This window comes from Micromonospora sp. NPDC048894, from assembly GCF_040649765.1.
Lineage (GTDB): Bacteria > Actinomycetota > Actinomycetes > Mycobacteriales > Micromonosporaceae > Micromonospora > Micromonospora antibiotica.
This window is the reverse complement of sequence record NZ_JBEZFY010000012.1, coordinates 141,716-159,186: the sequence shown is the minus strand read 5'-3', so window position 1 is coordinate 159,186 and position 17,471 is coordinate 141,716. Positions and strand designations below refer to the sequence as shown.

Below are 17,471 nucleotides of genomic sequence, written 5' to 3'. Positions count from 1 at the left end.
CGGCCGGTACGCCCAGGTCGCGCAGCCGGGGTTCGTGCGTGGCACCGAGGTGCAAGATCGCGCTCGATCCATGTTCGAGTGGCCTCAAAACCCCTACCGCCTGCCGGTCACCGTGGCGACCGCCCGGTCCAGGGCGTCGGCCACCGTCGCCGGGGCGGCGTTGCCGTCGACCAGAGTGAAGCTGCCGAACTCCGGTAGCGCCCGGTAACCGGCGTCGAGCGCGGTCAGGTGGGCCAACTCCTCGGTGTCGATGCCCCGCTCCAGCACCCGTCGCTGGGCCAGCTCCGGCCGGACCGCCAGGAAACAGACCAGGTCCGGCCGGGGAAAGAGGGCGTACGCGGCGCGGACCAGCCCGACACCCCGGTCGCCGCGGGCTCGCATGATCACGTACTGGCACCAGGTCCAACGGTCCATCACCCCGACCCGCCCGGTCAACCGGGTGACCGCCACCGCACGTGCCAGCGCCACCCACCGTACCGTCGCCTCCAGCACCGGGTAGGCACGCCGTCCGAACAGATGCACGCCGTCGCGACGGCCCACCGCCCGCGCCAGCCGGTTCCACAGCGGCCGTCCACCGGCATTCTCGAGGTAGGTCGCGGGTATCCCCGCCTCGTTCAGCCGCCCCACCAGCCCTCTGGCCTGGGTCGACTTTCCTGACCCGTCCGTCCCCACCATCGCGACAACCACCCCACGCCCCATCCTTCGCACCCTAACCACCCAATACGACCCCACCACCCCCCGAACCCCACCCCCACTCAAAACCACCCAAACCCCGGCTCACCCCACCCCGGCTTGGCCCGGTGATCAAGAGGTTCAGGTCAGGAATGGGGCTTTGTTTGACGTAAACCTCTTGATCACCGCGGTCCGGCGCGGAGGCTGGGCGGGGCGGTCCGGTCCGGTCCCCGCTCCGGGGCGGTGCGGGTGGGTGGGCTGGCGGGTGGGTGGGTGGTCAGGGGTTTTTGCGGCGGGGGCGGTAGGTGGCCAGGGTGGCGGGGATGCCCCGGCGGACGATGCCGGCCCGGTCGGTGTCGCCGCGCAGCAGGGCCGCCGCCGTCTTGCGGGCCTGGTCGAGGGTGAAGTGCGGGGGCAGCATCAGCTCCGCCGGGTCGACCATCGCGTTCACCACCACGGGACGGTCGGCGGTCAGGGCCCGACGCCACAGGCCGGCGACCTGGTCGGGGGAGTCGACCAGTTCGCCGTCGAGGCCCAGCACCTCGGCCCACCGGTGGTACGCCACATCCGGCACGTCCTGGCTGGCCGGATAGCGCGGGCTGCCCTCGGTGGAGCGTTGCTCCCAACTGACGAACGCCAGATCCCGGTTGTTGAGCACCAGCACCACGAAACGCGGGTCGGCCCAGTGCCGCCAGTTCTTCGCCACGGTGATCAACTCGTTGACCCCGTTCATCTGCATCGCCCCGTCGCCGATCAACACCACCACCGGCCGGTCGGGGTGGGCGAACTTCGCCGCGAGGGCGTACGGCATGGCGCCGCCCATCGACAGCAGGGTGCCGGAGAGGCTGGCCAGCATGCCGGGGCGGACCTGGAGGTGGCGGGCGTACCAGGCGGTGGCGGTGCCGCAGTCGACGGCGATCATGGCGTCGTCGGGCAGTGCGTCGTTGAGGGTGTGGAACAACAGCTGCGGGTTCACCGGGTCGGCGGGCTGCCCGGCCAGGTCCGCCTGGGCGCGTCGCCACGCCGAGGTGGCGTCGGCGACGGTCGCCCGCCAGGCCGTCGGGGCGGGACCGTCGCCCAGCTCCCGCAGCAACGCCCGCAGGGTCGGGCCGGCGTCGCCGGTCAGGTTGACCTCCGTCGGGTAGCGCAGCCCCATCCGGGACCCGTCCAGGTCGATCTGCACCGCACGGGCCTGCCCCTGCGGCGGATAGAAGTCCGAGTACGGCATGTTGCTGCCGACGATCAGCAGCCGGTCACAGTCCTGCATCAGCTGCCAGCTCGGTCGGGTGCCGAGTAGGCCGATCGCCCCGGTCACCCACGGCTCACGGTGGTCGACGGCGGTGAAGCCGAGCAGGGCGGTGGCCACCCCCGCGCCCAGCCGGTCGGCGATCAGGCGTACCTCCTGCTCGGCACCGAGCGCGCCCTGCCCGACCAGCATCGCCACCTTCTCGCCGCCGCGCAGCACCTCGGCGGCGCAGCTCCGCCTCCGGCGGCACCGTCGGCATGCTGCTCGGGACCGAACTGGTGTGGTAGTAGCCGTGCGCGTGCGGTGGATCCGGTACCGCCGGCTCGTCCTGCACGTCCAGCGGGAGCACCAGTGCGGTCACCGTCCGGCGGGACAGCGCCGTACGGCAGGCCCGGTCCACCAGGTGCCTCACCTGGGACGGGTCGTCGAGTTGGGCCAGGAAGTCCGAGGCGACGTCCTTGTAGAGGGCGAGCAGGTCGACCTCCTGGTAGTAGCCGCCGCCCTCGGCGGTCAGCGCGGTGTTGCCGACCAGGGCCACCACCGGCTGGTGGTCGAGCTTGGCGTCGTAGAGGCCGTTGAGCAGGTGGATCGCGCCGGGGCCACTGGTCGCCAGGGCGCAGCCGAGTGGGCCGCCGCCGTACTTCACGTGGGCGCTGGCGGCGAAACCGGCGGTCTCCTCGTGGCGTACCTGGACGAACTCCACCCGGCCGCCGGCTCGTTGCAGCGCGGAGGTCATCCCGTTGATCCCGTCGCCGGGGTACCCGAAGTAGCGGTGCACCCCCCATTCGGCGAGGCGGGCCACGATGTGGTCGGCGACCGTGGCGTTCTTCGGCAAGCTGCCGTCGGCGGTGCCTGTTGCGCTCATCGTGGTGGTCCCTCCGGTCGCGTCCCTTTCCCGCCCCCTTCCCGCCCCGCGTCCGGGGAAACCCCGTCCGGCCCGGGAAACCCGCCCGCGTCCGGGAAGGCGACGGTGCCCGGGAAGGCGACGGTGTCCGGGAACCTGCCCGTGGGCGGGAGGTCGACCGGGTCGGGAAAGGCGACCGGGTCGGGGAAGGCGACCGGGTCGGGAAAGGCGACCGGGTTCCGGCGGGCGGTGCGCCGGACCGCCCCGCAGGTGCGCGCCGGGGCACCCGGCAGAATCGGGCGGTGCCCGTTCACCAGATCACCGACCCCGACGACGCCCGGATCGCCGACTACCGCGCGCTGACCGACGTCGAGCTGCGTACCCGGTGGGAACCCCCGCACGGGTTGTTCATCGCCGAGGGGGAGCTGGTGCTGCGCCGGGCGTTGCGGGCCGGCTATCCGGCCCGGTCGTACCTGGTGGACGCGAAACGGGTCGACCAGCTCGCCGACCTGGACACCGGGGACGTCCCGGTCTACGCGGCCACCCCCGACGTGCTGGAGAAGGCGACCGGCTTCCACGTCCACCGGGGCGTGCTCGCCTCGTTCCACCGCAAGCCCCTGCCCACCGCCGCCGAGGTGCTGGCCGCCGCCCGTCGGGTGGTGATCCTGGAGGACATCAACAACCACACCAACCTCGGCGCGATCTTCCGGGGGGCCGCCGCGCTCGGCATCGACGCGGTGCTGCTCTCGCCGTCCTGCGCCGATCCGCTCTACCGGCGCAGCGTGCGGGTCAGCATGGGGGAGGTGTTCGCGGTGCCGTACGCGAAGCTGGAGCGCTGGCCGGTGGGGTTGGACCAGGTGCGGGAGGCGGGGTTCACCGTGCTCGCGATGACGTTGGCGGCGGACGCCGTACCCATGCAGCGGTTGACGTCGGCGCAGCGGGCGCGGGCGGCGTTGCTGCTGGGGGCGGAGGGCCCGGGGCTGACCGGGGCGGCCCAGGCGGCCAGCGACGTGCGGGTGGTGATCCCGATGCGGCGTGGCGTGGACTCGTTGAACGTGGCCGCAGCGGCGGCGGTGGCGTTCTGGGAGCTGGGCCGGGACGACCCGGTCGACGGGTAGCCACCACGACCACCGGCTATTTGCATGAGAATGCGGCCAGGTGCATAATCTTTCCTGTGTCCAAGGTTCTCACCTCCCTGCCCATCGGCGAACGTGTCGGCATCGCCTTCTCCGGCGGCCTCGACACCTCGGTCGCGGTCGCGTGGATGCGCGACAAGGGCGCCGTCCCGTGCGCCTACACCGCTGACATCGGCCAGTACGACGAGCCCGACATCGACTCGGTGCCCGGACGTGCGCTCAGCTACGGCGCCGAGGTCGCCCGCCTGGTCGACTGTCGCGCCGCCCTGGTCGAGGAGGGCCTCGCCGCGCTGACCTGCGGCGCCTTCCACATCCGCTCCGGCGGCCGGGCCTACTTCAACACCACGCCGCTGGGCCGGGCCGTGACCGGGACCCTGCTCGTCCGGGCGATGATCTCCGACGACGTGCAGATCTGGGGCGACGGCTCGACCTTCAAGGGCAACGACATCGAGCGGTTCTACCGGTACGGCCTGCTGGCCAACCCGCAGCTGCGGATCTACAAGCCGTGGCTGGACACCGACTTCGTCACCGAACTGGGTGGCCGCAAGGAGATGTCGGAGTGGCTGCTCGAACGCGGCCTGCCCTACCGGGACAGCACCGAGAAGGCGTACTCCACCGACGCCAACATCTGGGGGGCCACCCACGAGGCCAAGACCCTGGAGCACCTCGACACCGGCATCGAGACGGTCAGCCCGATCATGGGGGTCCGGTTCTGGGACCCGTCCGTGGAGATCCCCACCGAGGACGTCACCATCGGCTTCGACCAGGGCCGCCCGGTGACGATCAACGGCAAGGAGTTCGGCAGCCCCGTCGACCTGGTGCTGGAGGCCAACGCCATCGGCGGCCGGCACGGCCTGGGCATGTCCGACCAGATCGAGAACCGGATCATCGAGGCCAAGAGCCGGGGCATCTACGAGGCCCCCGGCATGGCGCTGCTGCACGCCGCGTACGAGCGGCTGGTCAACGCCATCCACAACGAGGACACCCTGGCCAACTACCACCACGAGGGCCGCCGCCTCGGCCGGCTGATGTACGAGGGCCGCTGGCTCGACCCGCAGGCACTGATGCTGCGCGAGTCGTTGCAGCGCTGGGTCGGCACCGCCGTCACCGGCGAGGTGACCCTGCGGCTGCGCCGGGGCGAGGACTACTCGATCCTGGACACCACCGGCCCGGCGTTCAGCTACCACCCGGACAAGCTGTCGATGGAACGTACCGAGGACTCGGCCTTCGGCCCGTCCGACCGGATCGGGCAGCTCACCATGCGCAACCTGGACATCGCCGACTCGCGGGCCAAGCTGGAGCAGTACGCCACCCTCGGCCTGGTCGGCGGCGGGACCCCCCAGCGGGCGGTCGGCGCGGCCCAGGCCGCCTCCACCGGGCTGATCGGGGCGATGCCGCAGGGCGGCGCGGAGGCCATCGCCTCCCGGGGCGTCGCCTCGGCCGACGACGAGGCCCTCGACCGGGCCGCGATGGAGTTCGGCGTCGACTGACCGTCGCGCCGCCGGCCGGGACGGGTCACCGCCCCGGCCGGCGGGGCCGCCCTCGTCGTCGGGGCGGCGACGGACGGCGGATGGCGGGACCCGGGGTCACGGAGGGTAGCGTGTCGCCCGTGTTCCCGACCGTCCGTGAGGTGCTGGCGCTGGACCCGGTCCGTCGGGGCGCACCGCGACTGGTGGCGGGGGAGGCCGGCCTGGACCGGCCGGTGCGCTGGGTGCACGTGGCGGAGGTGCCCGACATCGCCACCCTGCTCGGCGGTGGTGAACTGGTGCTCACCACCGGCATCGGGCTACCGGCCGACGACGCCGGGCTCCGCGCCTTCATCGGCGACCTCGCCGAGGTGGGCGTCTCCGGTCTGGTGGTCGAGCTGGGCCGCCGCTACCCGACCGAGGTGCCCCGGGTGATGGCCGTGGCCGCCGAGCGGCGCGGGTTGCCCCTGGTCGAGCTGCGGCGGGCCACCCCGTTCGTCCGGATCACCGAGGCGGTGCACGCCCAGATCGTCGACGCCCAACTGCACGAGCTGCGGGCCACCGAGGAGATCCACCAGCGGTTCACCGAGCTGTCCGTCGAGGGTGCCGGGGCGGCCGAGGTCGTCCGGCAGGCCGCCGAGCTGGCCGGCTGCCCGGTGGTGCTGGAGAACCTGTCCCGGCAGGTGCTCGCCTACGACCCGGCGGGGGAGAGCGCCGACCTGCTGCTCGACGGCTGGGAGCAGCACTCCCGCCGGATCCGTCCCACCGGCCGGACCGCGTACGACGGGGACAGCGGCTGGTTGGTGACCACCGTCGGCGCGCGCGGGCAGGACTGGGGTCGGCTGCTGCTGCGCTGGCCGGCCCGGGCGGGCCTCGGCGACGGTCGGCCCGTCGGCACGCCGCCCACCCGGCTGACCATCCTGGTGGAGCGGGCCGCCTCGACGCTGGCGCTGGGCCGGCTGATCCGCCGCGACGCCGAAGGACTGGAACGGCAACTGCACCGTACCCTGCTCACCGCCCTGCTCGACCACTCCCGCCCGGTGGACGAGATCGCCCTGCGGGCCCGGGCGCTCGGAGTGACCCTCGACCGCCGGCACCTGGTCGGCATCATGGTCCGGCACCGCCGCGACGCCCCGGCGGGCACCCCCGCACCGGGCGAGGGCGGGCCACCCGTCGACGGAGCCGGCCCTCCCGCGTACCCGGCCACCTGGCCGACACCGGCCCCGGCGGACCCGCAGGCCGGCCCGGCCCGGCTGCGGGATCTCGCCGAGGCGGTCGGCCAGGCGCTGCGGGAGACGAAGCTGTCCGGTCTGACCAGTCCGGTCGACGACCAGGCGGTGGGTGTCCTGCTCGCCCTGCCGGACGCCGCCGCCGAGGAACGCGCCCTCGCCGCCTTCGCCGCCGCCGTGCGCCGCCGCCACCCCGACCCGCCGCCGTCCGGCGGGAACAGCCACCGGCTGACGGTGATCGTCGCCGCCGGCTCCGGGGTCGGGAGCCTGCGGGAGGTACGCCGGTCGCTGGTCGAGGCCCGGCAGCTCGCCGAGGCCGCCCGCCGGGACAGCCGGGAACTGCCGGTCTTCCGGCTGCCGCACGTCGGGTTGGCCGGTCTGCTGCACCTGCTGCGCGACGAGCCCCGGTTACAGACCTTCGTCGAACGGGAACTCGGCGCGCTACTGGCCCACGACGCCCAACACCCCCGGGAGCAACTGCTCGGCACCCTGCGGGCCTACCTGGAGCAGGGCCGCAACAAGTCGGCCGGCGCGGCTGCCGCCCACCTGTCCCGCCCGGCCTTCTACGAGCGACTGGCCCGGATCGGCCGAATCCTCGGCGTCGACCTCGACTCGGTCGAGACCAGCCTCTCCCTCCACGTAGCCCTACTGGCCCTCGACGCCATCCGCACCCCCTGACGCCCCTCCCCACCCCACCGCCCTTCCGCCCCGCCCCGTGCCCGCCCCCGCCCCGTGCCCGCCCGCCCCCGGCCCGTCTCCGGTGATCAAGAGAAATACGTCAGATTTCGTCGGCGGGGTGACGCATTCCTCTTGATCACCGCCTACGCGGTCTGCCCGTCGACCGCGATCAAGAGGTTTGCGTCAGATTTCGCTGTCCGGATGACGTATTCCTCTTGATCACCGACTGCCCGGCCGGCAGGTTCACGGTGATCAAGAGGTTTGCGTCAGAATTTGCCGCCCTGGTGACGCGAACCTCTTGATCACCGGGGTGATGGGGGTGGGGGGAGGGGGAGCGGGGAGGGGGCGGGGGAGGGGGGTCAGGTCAGGGTGTCCAGGGTTTTGGCGTAGGGGGCGGGGACGTGGTGGGGGCCGGCGGGGGTGAAGACGTCGGAGGTGGCGGCCGTCGACCAGGCGGCGGCGGGGACCGCGTCGACCAGGGTGCGGACCACCGGGGCGTCGCGCCACTGGTCCTGGGCGGCGAGCAGGCTCAACGCCACCACCGACTCCTCGACCTCGCCGACGCACTCGAACGGCTTGTGCCCGTCCACGCCGAGCAGCTCCCGGTAGCCGGGGATCTGCGTCTCGTCGGCCAGCAGGTCACCGCCGAAGATGCCGACCACCCGGTCCCGGGGCATGAACGGGGCCATGGCCAGGAAGACGAACCGGCACTTCGGGCAGTCGCGGCACCAGCGGGCGCTGGCGTCGCGCAGCTTGAACGCGGCGTTGCAACTGGTCACCACCGCGTCGTAGCGGTCGATGGTGGCGAACAGCCGGGCGATGTGCAGCTCCGACAGCGAACGCAGCAGCGAAAAGTACGGCTCGGTGAGCCCGGCGTGCTCGGCCAGTGCCGCCCGCAGCAGCCCCTCGGCCTCGACCCCCTTGGACCACTGGTGGTTGATCTCGTGACCGTTCCAGATCAGGTTCGGGTCGGACGCGGACCGCTCGTTGGACATCACCACCGGCCCGAGCCCGTGCAGCACGGCGGTGGCGACCGCGATCAGCGAGTTGATCGCGGTGACCGGGATGTGCCCGTTGCGCGCCCCGGCCGCGTTCAGGTCGAACAGCACCGGGTCGAGCCGCCGGCGGGCGGCCAGCGCCGGCAACCCGGACGCCTCGTTCACCGCGACGATCACGTGGTTGGGGTTGACCGAGAACGGCACCGGGTCGAAGCCGCCCCGGCGCAGCGCCTCCAGGCTGACGATGGAGTCCTTGCCCCCGCCGACGGCCGACAGCGGCCGACGGTCCGAGTCGTCGTACACCCGGGGTGGCGGGACCTCGCCGGCCGGCACCTCGGGGCGCAGCTGCAGCACGTGCGGGAGCTGGTTGCGGTAGGCGTACTCGGCGAGACCCTTGGTGTAGACGGCGGTGACCAGCGCGGTGGCGGCCCCGCCCAGCGGCGTCGGCAGCACCAGGCGCGGCGGGGCGGCGGCCTTGTAGTAGCTGACCCCGGCCACCACGTGCAGCAGTTCCAGGACCCGGCCCAGGGTGGCGACCGTCTCGTCCGACGGCGGCGCGGCCGGCACCGGTAACGTGATCACCTCGGTGAACCGCTGCTCGCCGTCGGGACCGGTCAGGGCGTAGTCGAACGACGCCGCGCCGGTGGCGGGGTCGAACGAGTACGACGGGAAGGTGAAGGCGTCCATCCGCCGGAGCTGCTCGTTGGGCACACGCCATACTAGGCCCTGGTCCGTCCGGCCGGGTCCGCTGCGCCGGACCGGCCGCCGCACCACCGTCGACACCTGAGGGAGAGTTCGTGCGCCTGTCCGATCTGCGCGGCCGTACCGTCGCCGTCTGGGGGGCCGGCCGCGAGGGCCGCGCCGCCGTGACCGCCATCGCCGCGCACGGCCCGGCGGACCTGGTCGCCGTCGACGACAGCGCCAACTTCCTCGCCGTGGCCTGGGAGGGGCCGCTCGCCGAGGCCGCGCCGCTGGTCACCGGGGAGCAGGGGTACGCCCGGCTGGCCGCCGCCGACGTCGTCGTGCGCTCCCCGGGGGTGCCCAACACCCACCCGTGGCTGGTCGAGCTGCGCGCCAAGGGGGTCACCGTCACCCAGGGCACCGCGCTGTGGATGGCCGACCACGCCGACCGGACGATCGGGGTCACCGGCAGCAAGGGCAAGTCGACCACGGCCAGCCTGATCAGTCACCTGCTCGCGGCGGTGGACCGGCCCAACGTCCTGGGCGGCAACATCGGGGTGCCCACCCTCGACCTGCCCGACGCCGAGTCGTACGTGCTGGAGCTGTCCAGCTACCAGTGCAGCGACCTGACCGACTCGCCCCGGGTCGCGGTGGTCACCGCACTGTTCCCCGAACACCTGGACGCGCACGGCGGCGAGGCCGAGTACTACCGCGACAAGCTCAACCTGATCGCGTACGGCCCCCGGACGGTGGTGGTCAACGGCAACGACCCGCGGCTGGCACTGGAGCTGGGCGACCGGGCGGCGATCCGGGCCGGCCTGCCCGACAGTGTGCACGTCGGCACCGGCCCGGACGGCACCGACTGGTTCCACCTCGGCGACCGGCCGTTGTTCGCCCGGGGGGTGCTGCCGCTGGTCGGCCGGCACAACGCGGGCAACCTGTGCGTGGCGCTCGCGGTGCTCGACGCGCTCGGGGTCGACGTCGTCGCCCACAAGGACACCCTGGCGGTGGCGGTCGCCGGGTTCCACGGGCTGGCCCACCGGCTCACCGAGATCGCCGACCCGTCCGGCCTCACCTTCGTCGACGACACCCTCGCCACCAGCCCGTACGCGGCGATGCACGCGATCGACGCGTACGACGGGCGGCCGTTGACGGTGATCGTCGGTGGCACCGACCGGGGGTTGGACTACACGCCGCTGGCCGAGCACCTGGCCGAGCGGGAGTTGACCGTGATCGGGATTCCCGACAGTGGTCCCCGGATCGTGGCGGCGCTGGCCGGGTTGCCGAAGGTGCGTACCGAATTGGTGGACGACCTGGTGGACGCGGTCCGGCTGGCCCGGTCGGTGACCCCGGCCGGCGGGGTGGTGCTGCTCTCCCCGGCGGCGCCCAGCTACGGGCGGTTCCGTAACTTCGAGCACCGCTCCGAGGTGTTCGCCGAGGCGATCCGGGACACCGCCGCCGGCTGAGCGCGGGCCGGCGACCTCGGCCCCGGCACGGGCCCGACGACACCGGGCCGGGTGACGCGGTGTCAGGCGGGGACGGACGCCGGGCTACACAGTGCCAGTTGTCGCCGGCCGGTCGGGGTGGCAGCGTGCGGAGGACGCGCAAGCCGCCGCCGCTGAAGGGTGTGCCGATGACCGCCGACGACCTGCTGGCCCGACACCGGGCCGTGCTCCCGTCCTGGATGCCGCTCTACTATGCCGAGCCGATCGAGTTGGTCGCCGGGTCCGGCCGCCGGGTCACCGACGCCCAGGGCCGCAGCTACCTGGACTTCTTCGGCGGTGTGCTGACCAACATGATCGGCTACGACATCCCGGAGATCCGCGAGGCGGTGGAGCGTCAACTGCGGACCGGTCTGGTGCACACCTCCACCCTCTATCTGATCCGGCAACAGGTGGAGTTGGCCGAGAGGGTGACCTCGCTCGCCGGCATCCCGGACGCCCGGGTCTTCTTCACCAACTCGGGCACCGAGGCGAACGAGGCGGCGCTGCTGGTCGCCACCAACCACCGCCGGTCGCACCAGATCCTCGCCGTCCGCAACAGTTACCACGGCCGGTCGTACGCGACGATGGGGATCACCGGCAACGGGGGTTGGACGGCCAGCGCGCACAATCCGCTCCAGGTGGCCTTTCTGCACTCCGGTGAGCGGCTGCGCGGGCTGCTCGCCCGGCTGCCCGAGGCCGACCGGACGGAGGCCGCCGTGGAGGACCTGCGCGAGGTGCTCGCCACCCAGACCAGCGGCGACGTGGCCTGCCTGATCGCCGAGCCGATCCAGGGGGTCGGCGGTTTCGTCGCCCCGCCCGACGGGCTGTTCGCCGGCTGGCGCAAGGTGCTCGACGAGCACGGCATCCTGCTCATCTCCGACGAGGTGCAGACGGGCTGGGGGCGCACCGGCGAGCACTTCTGGGGCTACCAGGCGCACGGGGTCACCCCGGACCTGCTGACCTTCGCCAAGGGCATCGGCAACGGGTTCGCCCTGGCGGGCGTGGTCGGCCGGGCGGACGTCATGGAGTCGGTGCCGGCGATCAGCTTCTCCACCTTCGGCGGCAACCCGCTCTGCACCGCCGCCGGCAACGCGGTCCTGGACTACCTGCGCGACCACGACCTGCAGGCCAACGCGGCGCGGGTGGGCGCGATCCTCCTCGACGGGCTGCGGGCCACGGTCGCCGACCTCGACGGCGTCGCCGAGGTGCGGGGCAAGGGTCTGATGCTCGCCGTGGAGTTCGTCCGACCCGGCGGGCTGGAGCCCGATCCGGTGTTGACCGCCGGGGTCTTCGAGGCGTGCCGGGCCGGTGGCCTGCTGGTCGGCAAGGGCGGCCTGCACGGCAACGTGCTGCGGATGGGCCCGCCGCTGACCCTCACCGAGGACGAGGCCCGCGAGGGGCTGGCCATCCTGGTCGAGGCGATCCGGTGCGCCGTCGCGGCGCAGGCGGCCCGGTGAGCACGCCGGGCGGGACGTCACCCTCCGGAGCGCCGTTGGCTGCCGGGCCGGTGGCTGCCGGGCCGGTGGCTGCCGGGCCGGTGGCTGCCGGGCCGGTGGCTGCGGCGGCCGACAGCGAAGACGACTTTGCCGACATCGAGCAGGGGGCGGGCGACGCGCCCCGGATCGGGCATTTCGTCGACGGTAGGCGGATCGACGGGACGTCCGGGCGGTACGCCGACGTCTTCGATCCGGCCACCGGCCGGCGTACCGGCCGGGTGGCGTTGGCTGACGCGGCCGAGGTGGCGATGGTCGTCGAGGTGGCCGGGCGGGTCGCCCGGAGCTGGCGGGACGCCTCGCTGGCCCGCCGCACGGCGGTGCTGTTCGCCTTCCGGGAGCTGGTCCACGCCCGCCGGGACCGGCTCGCCGAGGTGATCACCGCCGAGCACGGCAAGGTGCTCGCCGACGCCGCCGGCGAGGTGCAGCGCGGCCTCGAGGTGATCGAGTACGCCTGCGGTATCGCCTCGGCGTCGCGCGGGAGCTTCAGCGCGAACGTGTCCACCGAGGTCGACTCGTACAGCCTGCGGCAGCCGTTGGGGGTGGTGGCGGTGATCTCGCCGTTCAACTTCCCGGTGATGGTGCCGCTGTGGTTCGTGCCGGTGGCGGTGGCCTGCGGCAACGCGGTGGTGCTCAAGCCGAGCGAGAAGGACCCGAGCGCGGCGCTGCTGCTGGCCGAGTGGTTCGTCGAGGCGGGCCTGCCGGCCGGAGTGCTCACCGTGGTCAACGGCGACGCCGAGGCGGTCGACGCGCTGCTCGACCACCCCGACGTGCAGGCGGTGTCGTTCGTCGGCTCCACCCCGGTCGCCCGGCACGTGCACCGGCGCGCGACGCTGACCGGCAAGCGGGTGCAGGCCCTCGGCGGGGCCAAGAACCACCTGGTGGTGCTGCCCGACGCCGATCTGGACCTGGCCGCCGACGCGGCGGTCAACGCCGGGTTCGGCTCGGCGGGCCAGCGGTGCATGGCGATCTCCGCGCTGGTGGCGGTGGGGCCGGTCGCCGACGCCCTGGTCGCCCGGATCGCCGACCGGATGGCCGGGCTGCGCACCGGCGACGGTCGGCGCGGTGGCGACCTGGGGCCGCTGGTCACCGCCGCGCACCTGGCGCGGGTCCGTGGGTACGTCGAGGCCGGGGTGGCGGCGGGCGCGGTGCCGGTGGTGGACGGTCGGGACGTCGTGCCGGACGGGGACCCGGACGGGTTCTGGCTGGGCCCGACCCTGTTCGACCACGTCACCCCGGACATGTCGATCTACACCGACGAGATTTTCGGCCCGGTGCTCGGCGTCGTCCGGGTCGACTCGTACGACGCGGCGGTGGCACTGGTCAACGCCAACCCGTACGGCAACGGCACGGCGATCTTCACCAACGACGGTGGGGCGGCCCGGCGGTTCCAGTACGAGGTCCAGGTCGGCATGGTCGGGATCAACGTGCCGATCCCGGTGCCGATGGCCTACTACTCGTTCGGCGGCTGGAAGGCGTCGCTCTTCGGTGACCTGCACGCCCACGGTGAGGACGGGGTGCGGTTCTTCACCCGGGGCAAGGTGGTCACCAGCCGTTGGCCGGACCCGCGCCACGGCGGGGTGAACCTCGGCTTCCCCACCCAGAGCTGAGCAGCCGCGGCACACCCCGCAGGCACGGGTGACCGAGTCTGCGGGGTGGGGCCGTGCGGGCGTACGGTCAGAATGGTGCGGGTCCGCGGCCTGCCAGCGACATCAACACCTGCGTGGCGAGTAGTTTGCGTAGGCCGGTGACGGCGACCGTTCCCACGCGGTCGTAGGGCAGTTCCAGTTGCAGTCCCTCGACGGCGTTGCGAAGGTCCGTCGTGATCTCGTCCGGACGGAAGGTGCCACCCCAGCCGTTGAGTCCACCGCGTTGGTTGGTGCTGAGGGAGGCCATGCCGGATATGCGTGCGCCGTCGGCCAGGATCAGCCTCGCCGGACCCGAGTAGGTCGTCGTCAAAGTCATCAGCCTTTCAGGGTGAACGCTGCGCACCTCGGCCCCCGGCCGTGGTCATCGGGAGCCGGGGCGTCGGGCTGTGCTCCATCGGGACCAGGGTCGTACGTGCCCCGACCGTCAGGGCGGCGGCGCTGTGGAACGTGGCGCGTAGCGGGAGGGGTCTGCGTCGGCTCACGCCTGGCCGGGCGGCCCTGGTCGCTCAGCCCCGGTCGCCGTGGTGAGCGATGGAGACGCCGAACGGCGGCCCGCTGAACCAGTCGGGCCGCCGTTCGTGAAGCGTGGATCAGAGCGGGCGGATGTTCTCCGCCTGCGGGCCCTTCTGGCCCTGGGTGACGTCGAACTCCACCTTCTGGTTCTCGTCGAGGCTGCGGAAGCCGCTCGCCGAGATCGCGGAGAAGTGGGCGAACACGTCGGCACCGCCGTCGTCGGGGCTGATGAAGCCGAAGCCCTTGTCGGCGTTGAACCACTTCACGGTACCTGTAGTCATGTCTGCTCCTCTGCAGGCTGTGGAGAGACCGCACTGCGCGGACCCTTAGCCGCCGAGTTGATAACCCGCATCGAAACGACACGAAAAACGAAAAGCGCCCGGATGGGTTTTAGATAACCCACCAGGCGCCATGAGACGTCTACGGAAATCAAAACTGCAACCCGGTTACCGTAGCACACGATCCGTCGCGACTCCCTTCCCGTCGACCGGCGGGTCCGGTACGAGCAGCGGGTGCAGAGCCGTTGGATCGGTGGCCCCCGGCAGGTCGCGGGCGGCGAGCCAGGCCGCCGCGGAGGCGCCGTCGCCGGCCGGACGCAGGGGCGCGACCGGCCACCGCCGGGCCAGCTCCGCGGTGACGGCGACGGCCAGTGGGGTGTCACCGGTGAGCAGACCGCCGCCGAGGACCACCGGGTCCACCGCGTCGGCCGGTCGGATCCGCGCGACGCTGTCGGCCAGCAGCCCGGTGGCCCGCTCGATCAGCGTGACGGCGACCGGTTCGGTCTCGGCGGCGGCGGCGACCACCAGCGGGGCGAGCCGGGCCAGCTCCACCGCCGGCCGGCGGGTGACCGCCTGCACCACCGCGTCCACGGTCTCTCGGGGCCGGTCGGCGACCCGGTCGTCCCCCAGCAGGGTGGCGAGCACCCGGCGGCCCAGTGGCCCCGGCGTCCGGGCCGCGTCCAGGTCGGCGAGCAGGCGCCGGACCGCCTCCCGGCCCAGCCAGAACCCGGAGCCGGCGTCGCCGAGCAACCACCCGTGCCCGTCGGCGACCCGGTCCAGTCGCCATCGGCACACCTGGGCGGCGATCGCCCCGGTCCCGGCGATCAGGATCGTGCCGTCGGCTGCGGCGGTGCCGGAGGCGTACCCGACGAGGGCGTCGCTGTGCACCGTGTACGGGCAGCGCAGGCCGGCGTCCGACCAGGCCCGGTCGAAGGCGGCCCGGCCGGCCGGGTCGGCGCGCAACCGGCCGGCCCCGGCCAGCCCGATCGCCCCGGCGTGGACCCGGGTCGGGTCGACGTCGCGCAGCGCCTCCCGCAGGGCGGTCGACAGTTCGGCGGCGGCCCGTTCGGCACCGTGGCTGGTGGGGTTGCCGCCGCCGGCCCGGCCGGTGCCGAGGCGTTCGCCGGTGAGGGTCAGGGCGGTGGCCCGGGTGGACGTACCCCCGACGTCGAGGCCGACCACGACGATGTCGGACATCCTCGCGGGCCTCCCGGGGGTGCGCTGGTGTGGGGGTGTCCATGCTGGTCGGTGCGGTGTCGCAGGGCAAGACCGGGCGCCGGTGGCGGGCCGTAGCGACAGGTAACAGTTTGAAAACTTCGCCCATGGTCTTGACAGGAAGGGGCCTTCAGTAAGAACTTTTACCACTAACAGTTAACACTCTTTTCCGAAAGGCGCGTCGATGGCCGAGCACGAGGCGGACACCACCGCGGCAACCGCGGTGGTCGATGCCGAGCCGGTCGACCGGCGCAGCGCGGACGGAGTGCTGGCCAGGGTCCGGGCCGGCACGGGGGAGTTGACGGGAGCGTTGCGCCGGGTCGCCGAGCAGGTGCTCAGCGACCCGGAGGCAGCGGCCCGCGCCACTATCGTCGAGCTGGCCGAACGCAGCGGCACCTCACCGGCGACGATCACCCGCTTCTGCCGGGCCATGGGCTTCGACGGCTACGCCGACCTGCGCCTGGGCATCGCCTCCGAGACCGGCCGGGCCCGCTCGGCCGGCTGGACCGTCGACATCGGCCGGGAGATCCAGCCCGGCGACCCGCTGGCCCGGGTGCTCGACCAGATCATGGCCGCCGACACCCGCGCCATGCACGACACCGCCACCCTGCTCGACCTCGCCGAGGTCGAACGGGCCGCCGTCGCCATCGCCGGAGCCGCCCGGGTCAACATCTTCGGCGCCAGCGGCAGCGCCCTGGTCGGCGAGGAGATGCAGTTCAGCCTGCACCGCATCGGGGTGGCGGCGTGGGCCTGGAGCGACGTGCACGAGGGGCTCGCCAGCGCCGCGCTGCTCGGCGTCGGCGACGTCGCCCTGGGCATCTCGCACACCGGGCAGACCCGGGAGACCATCGAGATGCTCGCCGAGGCGGGCAGCCGGGGCGCCACCACCGTCGCGTTGACCGGGTTCCCCCGCTCCCCGCTCGCCGAACTGGCCGACATCGTCCTGCTCACCGCCAGCCAGGCCACCACCTTCCGGCCGGACGCGCTGTCCGCCCGGCACCCCCAACTCGTCGTGCTCGACCTGCTCTACATCGCCGTGGCGCAGCGCACCCACGACCGCGCCCACGCGGCCTTCCGGCGTACCGCCCAGGCCGTCGACGGGCACAAGGCCGCGAAGGGGACCACGTCATGATCAGTGCCCAGGGGTACGCGCGAGCCGTCCGGCCCGTCCTCGACCGGCTGCTCGACACCCAGGCCGAGGCGATCGGCCGGGCCGCCGACCTGATCGCCACCAGCCTGCGGGCCGGCGGCGTGCTCCAGGCGTTCGGCGCCGGCCACTCCGAGGCGTTCGCCGCCGAACTGGTGGCCCGGGCCGGCGGCCTGGTCCCCACCAACCGGATCGGCCTGCACGACCTGGTGCTGCACGGCGACGCCCCGCGCGACGTGCTCACCGACCCCAAGCTGGAACGCGACCCGGCCGTGGCCCACCAGCTCTACCCGCTGGCCCGGCCGCAGCCGGCCGACGTCTTCCTGATCGCCTCCCAGTCCGGCATCAACGGCTCGGTCGTCGAGCTGGCGACGCTGGTCACCGGGCACGGCCACCCGCTGATCGCGGTCACCTCGGTCGCCCACACCGCACGGGTCGCGCCCCGCCACCCGTCCGGTCGCCGACTCGCCGAACTCGCCGACGTCGTGCTGGACAACGGCGCACCGTACGGCGACGCACTGCTGCCGCTGGAGGGCGGCGGCGCGGTCTGTGCGGTCTCCTCGGTCACCTCCGCGCTGCTGGCGCAACTGGTGACCGCGGAGGTCGTCCGACGGTTCCACCAGGCCGGAGAGGTACCCCCTATCTACCTCTCCGCCAACGTCCCCGGTGGGGACGCGCACAACCTCGCCCTCGAGTCGCGGTACGCCGGGCGTCTCCGGCGCACCGCCTGACCCGGACACCC

The 17,471-nt window shown here is 73.2% G+C and carries 13 protein-coding genes and 1 pseudogene; 8 read left to right on the top strand and 6 right to left on the bottom strand.

Annotated features, from left to right (window positions below; all coding sequences use genetic code 11):
* Positions 1-93: 93 nt before the first annotated feature.
* On the bottom strand, positions 94-687 hold the full coding sequence (locus AB0C22_RS24210) for a thymidylate kinase (protein ID WP_357537164.1): 594 nt from the start codon (positions 685-687) through the stop codon (positions 94-96).
* Positions 688-949: 262 nt separating this feature from the next.
* A pseudogene (locus AB0C22_RS24205) lies at positions 950-2,783 on the bottom strand (thiamine pyrophosphate-requiring protein).
* Between the two features lie 281 nt (positions 2,784-3,064).
* On the opposite strand from AB0C22_RS24205, the gene AB0C22_RS24200 reads away from it, so the two are divergent.
* The 3 genes from AB0C22_RS24200 (at position 3,065) to AB0C22_RS24190 (ending at position 7,271) form a co-directional block, all read left to right on the top strand.
* On the top strand, positions 3,065-3,880 hold the full coding sequence (locus tag AB0C22_RS24200; protein WP_357537163.1) for an RNA methyltransferase: 816 nt from the start codon (positions 3,065-3,067) through the stop codon (positions 3,878-3,880).
* Between the two features lie 56 nt (positions 3,881-3,936).
* Entirely contained in the window at positions 3,937-5,388 is a 1,452-nt protein-coding gene (gene argG, locus AB0C22_RS24195; RefSeq protein WP_357013707.1) for an argininosuccinate synthase, read from the top strand.
* Positions 5,389-5,468: 80 nt separating this feature from the next.
* A complete protein-coding gene (locus AB0C22_RS24190; RefSeq protein ID WP_357537161.1) occupies positions 5,469-7,271 on the top strand; it encodes a PucR family transcriptional regulator ligand-binding domain-containing protein in 1,803 nt (600 codons plus the stop codon).
* A 359-nt stretch (positions 7,272-7,630) separates the two neighbouring features.
* Here the strand turns inward: AB0C22_RS24190 and AB0C22_RS24185 are convergent, their stop codons facing one another.
* Entirely contained in the window at positions 7,631-8,980 is a 1,350-nt protein-coding gene (locus AB0C22_RS24185; protein ID WP_219463632.1) for a hypothetical protein, read from the bottom strand.
* 86 nt (positions 8,981-9,066) lie between these two features.
* On the opposite strand from AB0C22_RS24185, the gene murD reads away from it, so the two are divergent.
* The 3 genes from murD to AB0C22_RS24170 all read left to right on the top strand — a co-directional run bounded on the left by murD (position 9,067) and on the right by AB0C22_RS24170 (position 13,537).
* The gene (gene murD, locus AB0C22_RS24180; protein ID WP_357537159.1) at positions 9,067-10,416 is read left to right on the top strand and encodes a UDP-N-acetylmuramoyl-L-alanine--D-glutamate ligase; all 1,350 of its coding nucleotides are present in this window, start codon (positions 9,067-9,069) and stop codon (positions 10,414-10,416) included.
* Positions 10,417-10,583: 167 nt separating this feature from the next.
* Entirely contained in the window at positions 10,584-11,891 is a 1,308-nt protein-coding gene (locus AB0C22_RS24175) for an aspartate aminotransferase family protein (RefSeq protein WP_208570900.1), read from the top strand.
* Between the two features lie 164 nt (positions 11,892-12,055).
* Complete coding sequence (locus AB0C22_RS24170) at positions 12,056-13,537, top strand: CoA-acylating methylmalonate-semialdehyde dehydrogenase (protein WP_357537196.1); 1,482 nt, start codon at positions 12,056-12,058, stop codon at positions 13,535-13,537.
* 67 nt (positions 13,538-13,604) lie between these two features.
* Here AB0C22_RS24170 and AB0C22_RS24165 read toward each other — a convergent pair whose 3' ends face one another.
* From AB0C22_RS24165 to AB0C22_RS24155, 3 genes are all read right to left on the bottom strand, one after another.
* On the bottom strand, positions 13,605-13,892 hold the full coding sequence (locus AB0C22_RS24165; protein WP_208570907.1) for a hypothetical protein: 288 nt from the start codon (positions 13,890-13,892) through the stop codon (positions 13,605-13,607).
* Between the two features lie 274 nt (positions 13,893-14,166).
* Entirely contained in the window at positions 14,167-14,370 is a 204-nt protein-coding gene (locus AB0C22_RS24160) for a cold-shock protein (protein ID WP_043326981.1), read from the bottom strand.
* 165 nt (positions 14,371-14,535) lie between these two features.
* A complete protein-coding gene (locus AB0C22_RS24155; RefSeq protein WP_357537157.1) occupies positions 14,536-15,564 on the bottom strand; it encodes a BadF/BadG/BcrA/BcrD ATPase family protein in 1,029 nt (342 codons plus the stop codon).
* Positions 15,565-15,766: 202 nt separating this feature from the next.
* Here AB0C22_RS24155 and AB0C22_RS24150 point away from each other — a divergent pair, with 202 nt between their 5' ends.
* A complete protein-coding gene (locus AB0C22_RS24150; protein ID WP_208570898.1) occupies positions 15,767-16,714 on the top strand; it encodes a MurR/RpiR family transcriptional regulator in 948 nt (315 codons plus the stop codon).
* Positions 16,711-17,460: an SIS domain-containing protein gene (locus tag AB0C22_RS24145; protein ID WP_208570897.1), complete on the top strand. Its 750-nt coding sequence runs from the start codon at positions 16,711-16,713 to the stop codon at positions 17,458-17,460. The genes AB0C22_RS24150 and AB0C22_RS24145 overlap by 4 nt, the downstream gene beginning before the upstream one ends.
* The last annotated feature ends 11 nt before the right edge of the window (positions 17,461-17,471 follow it).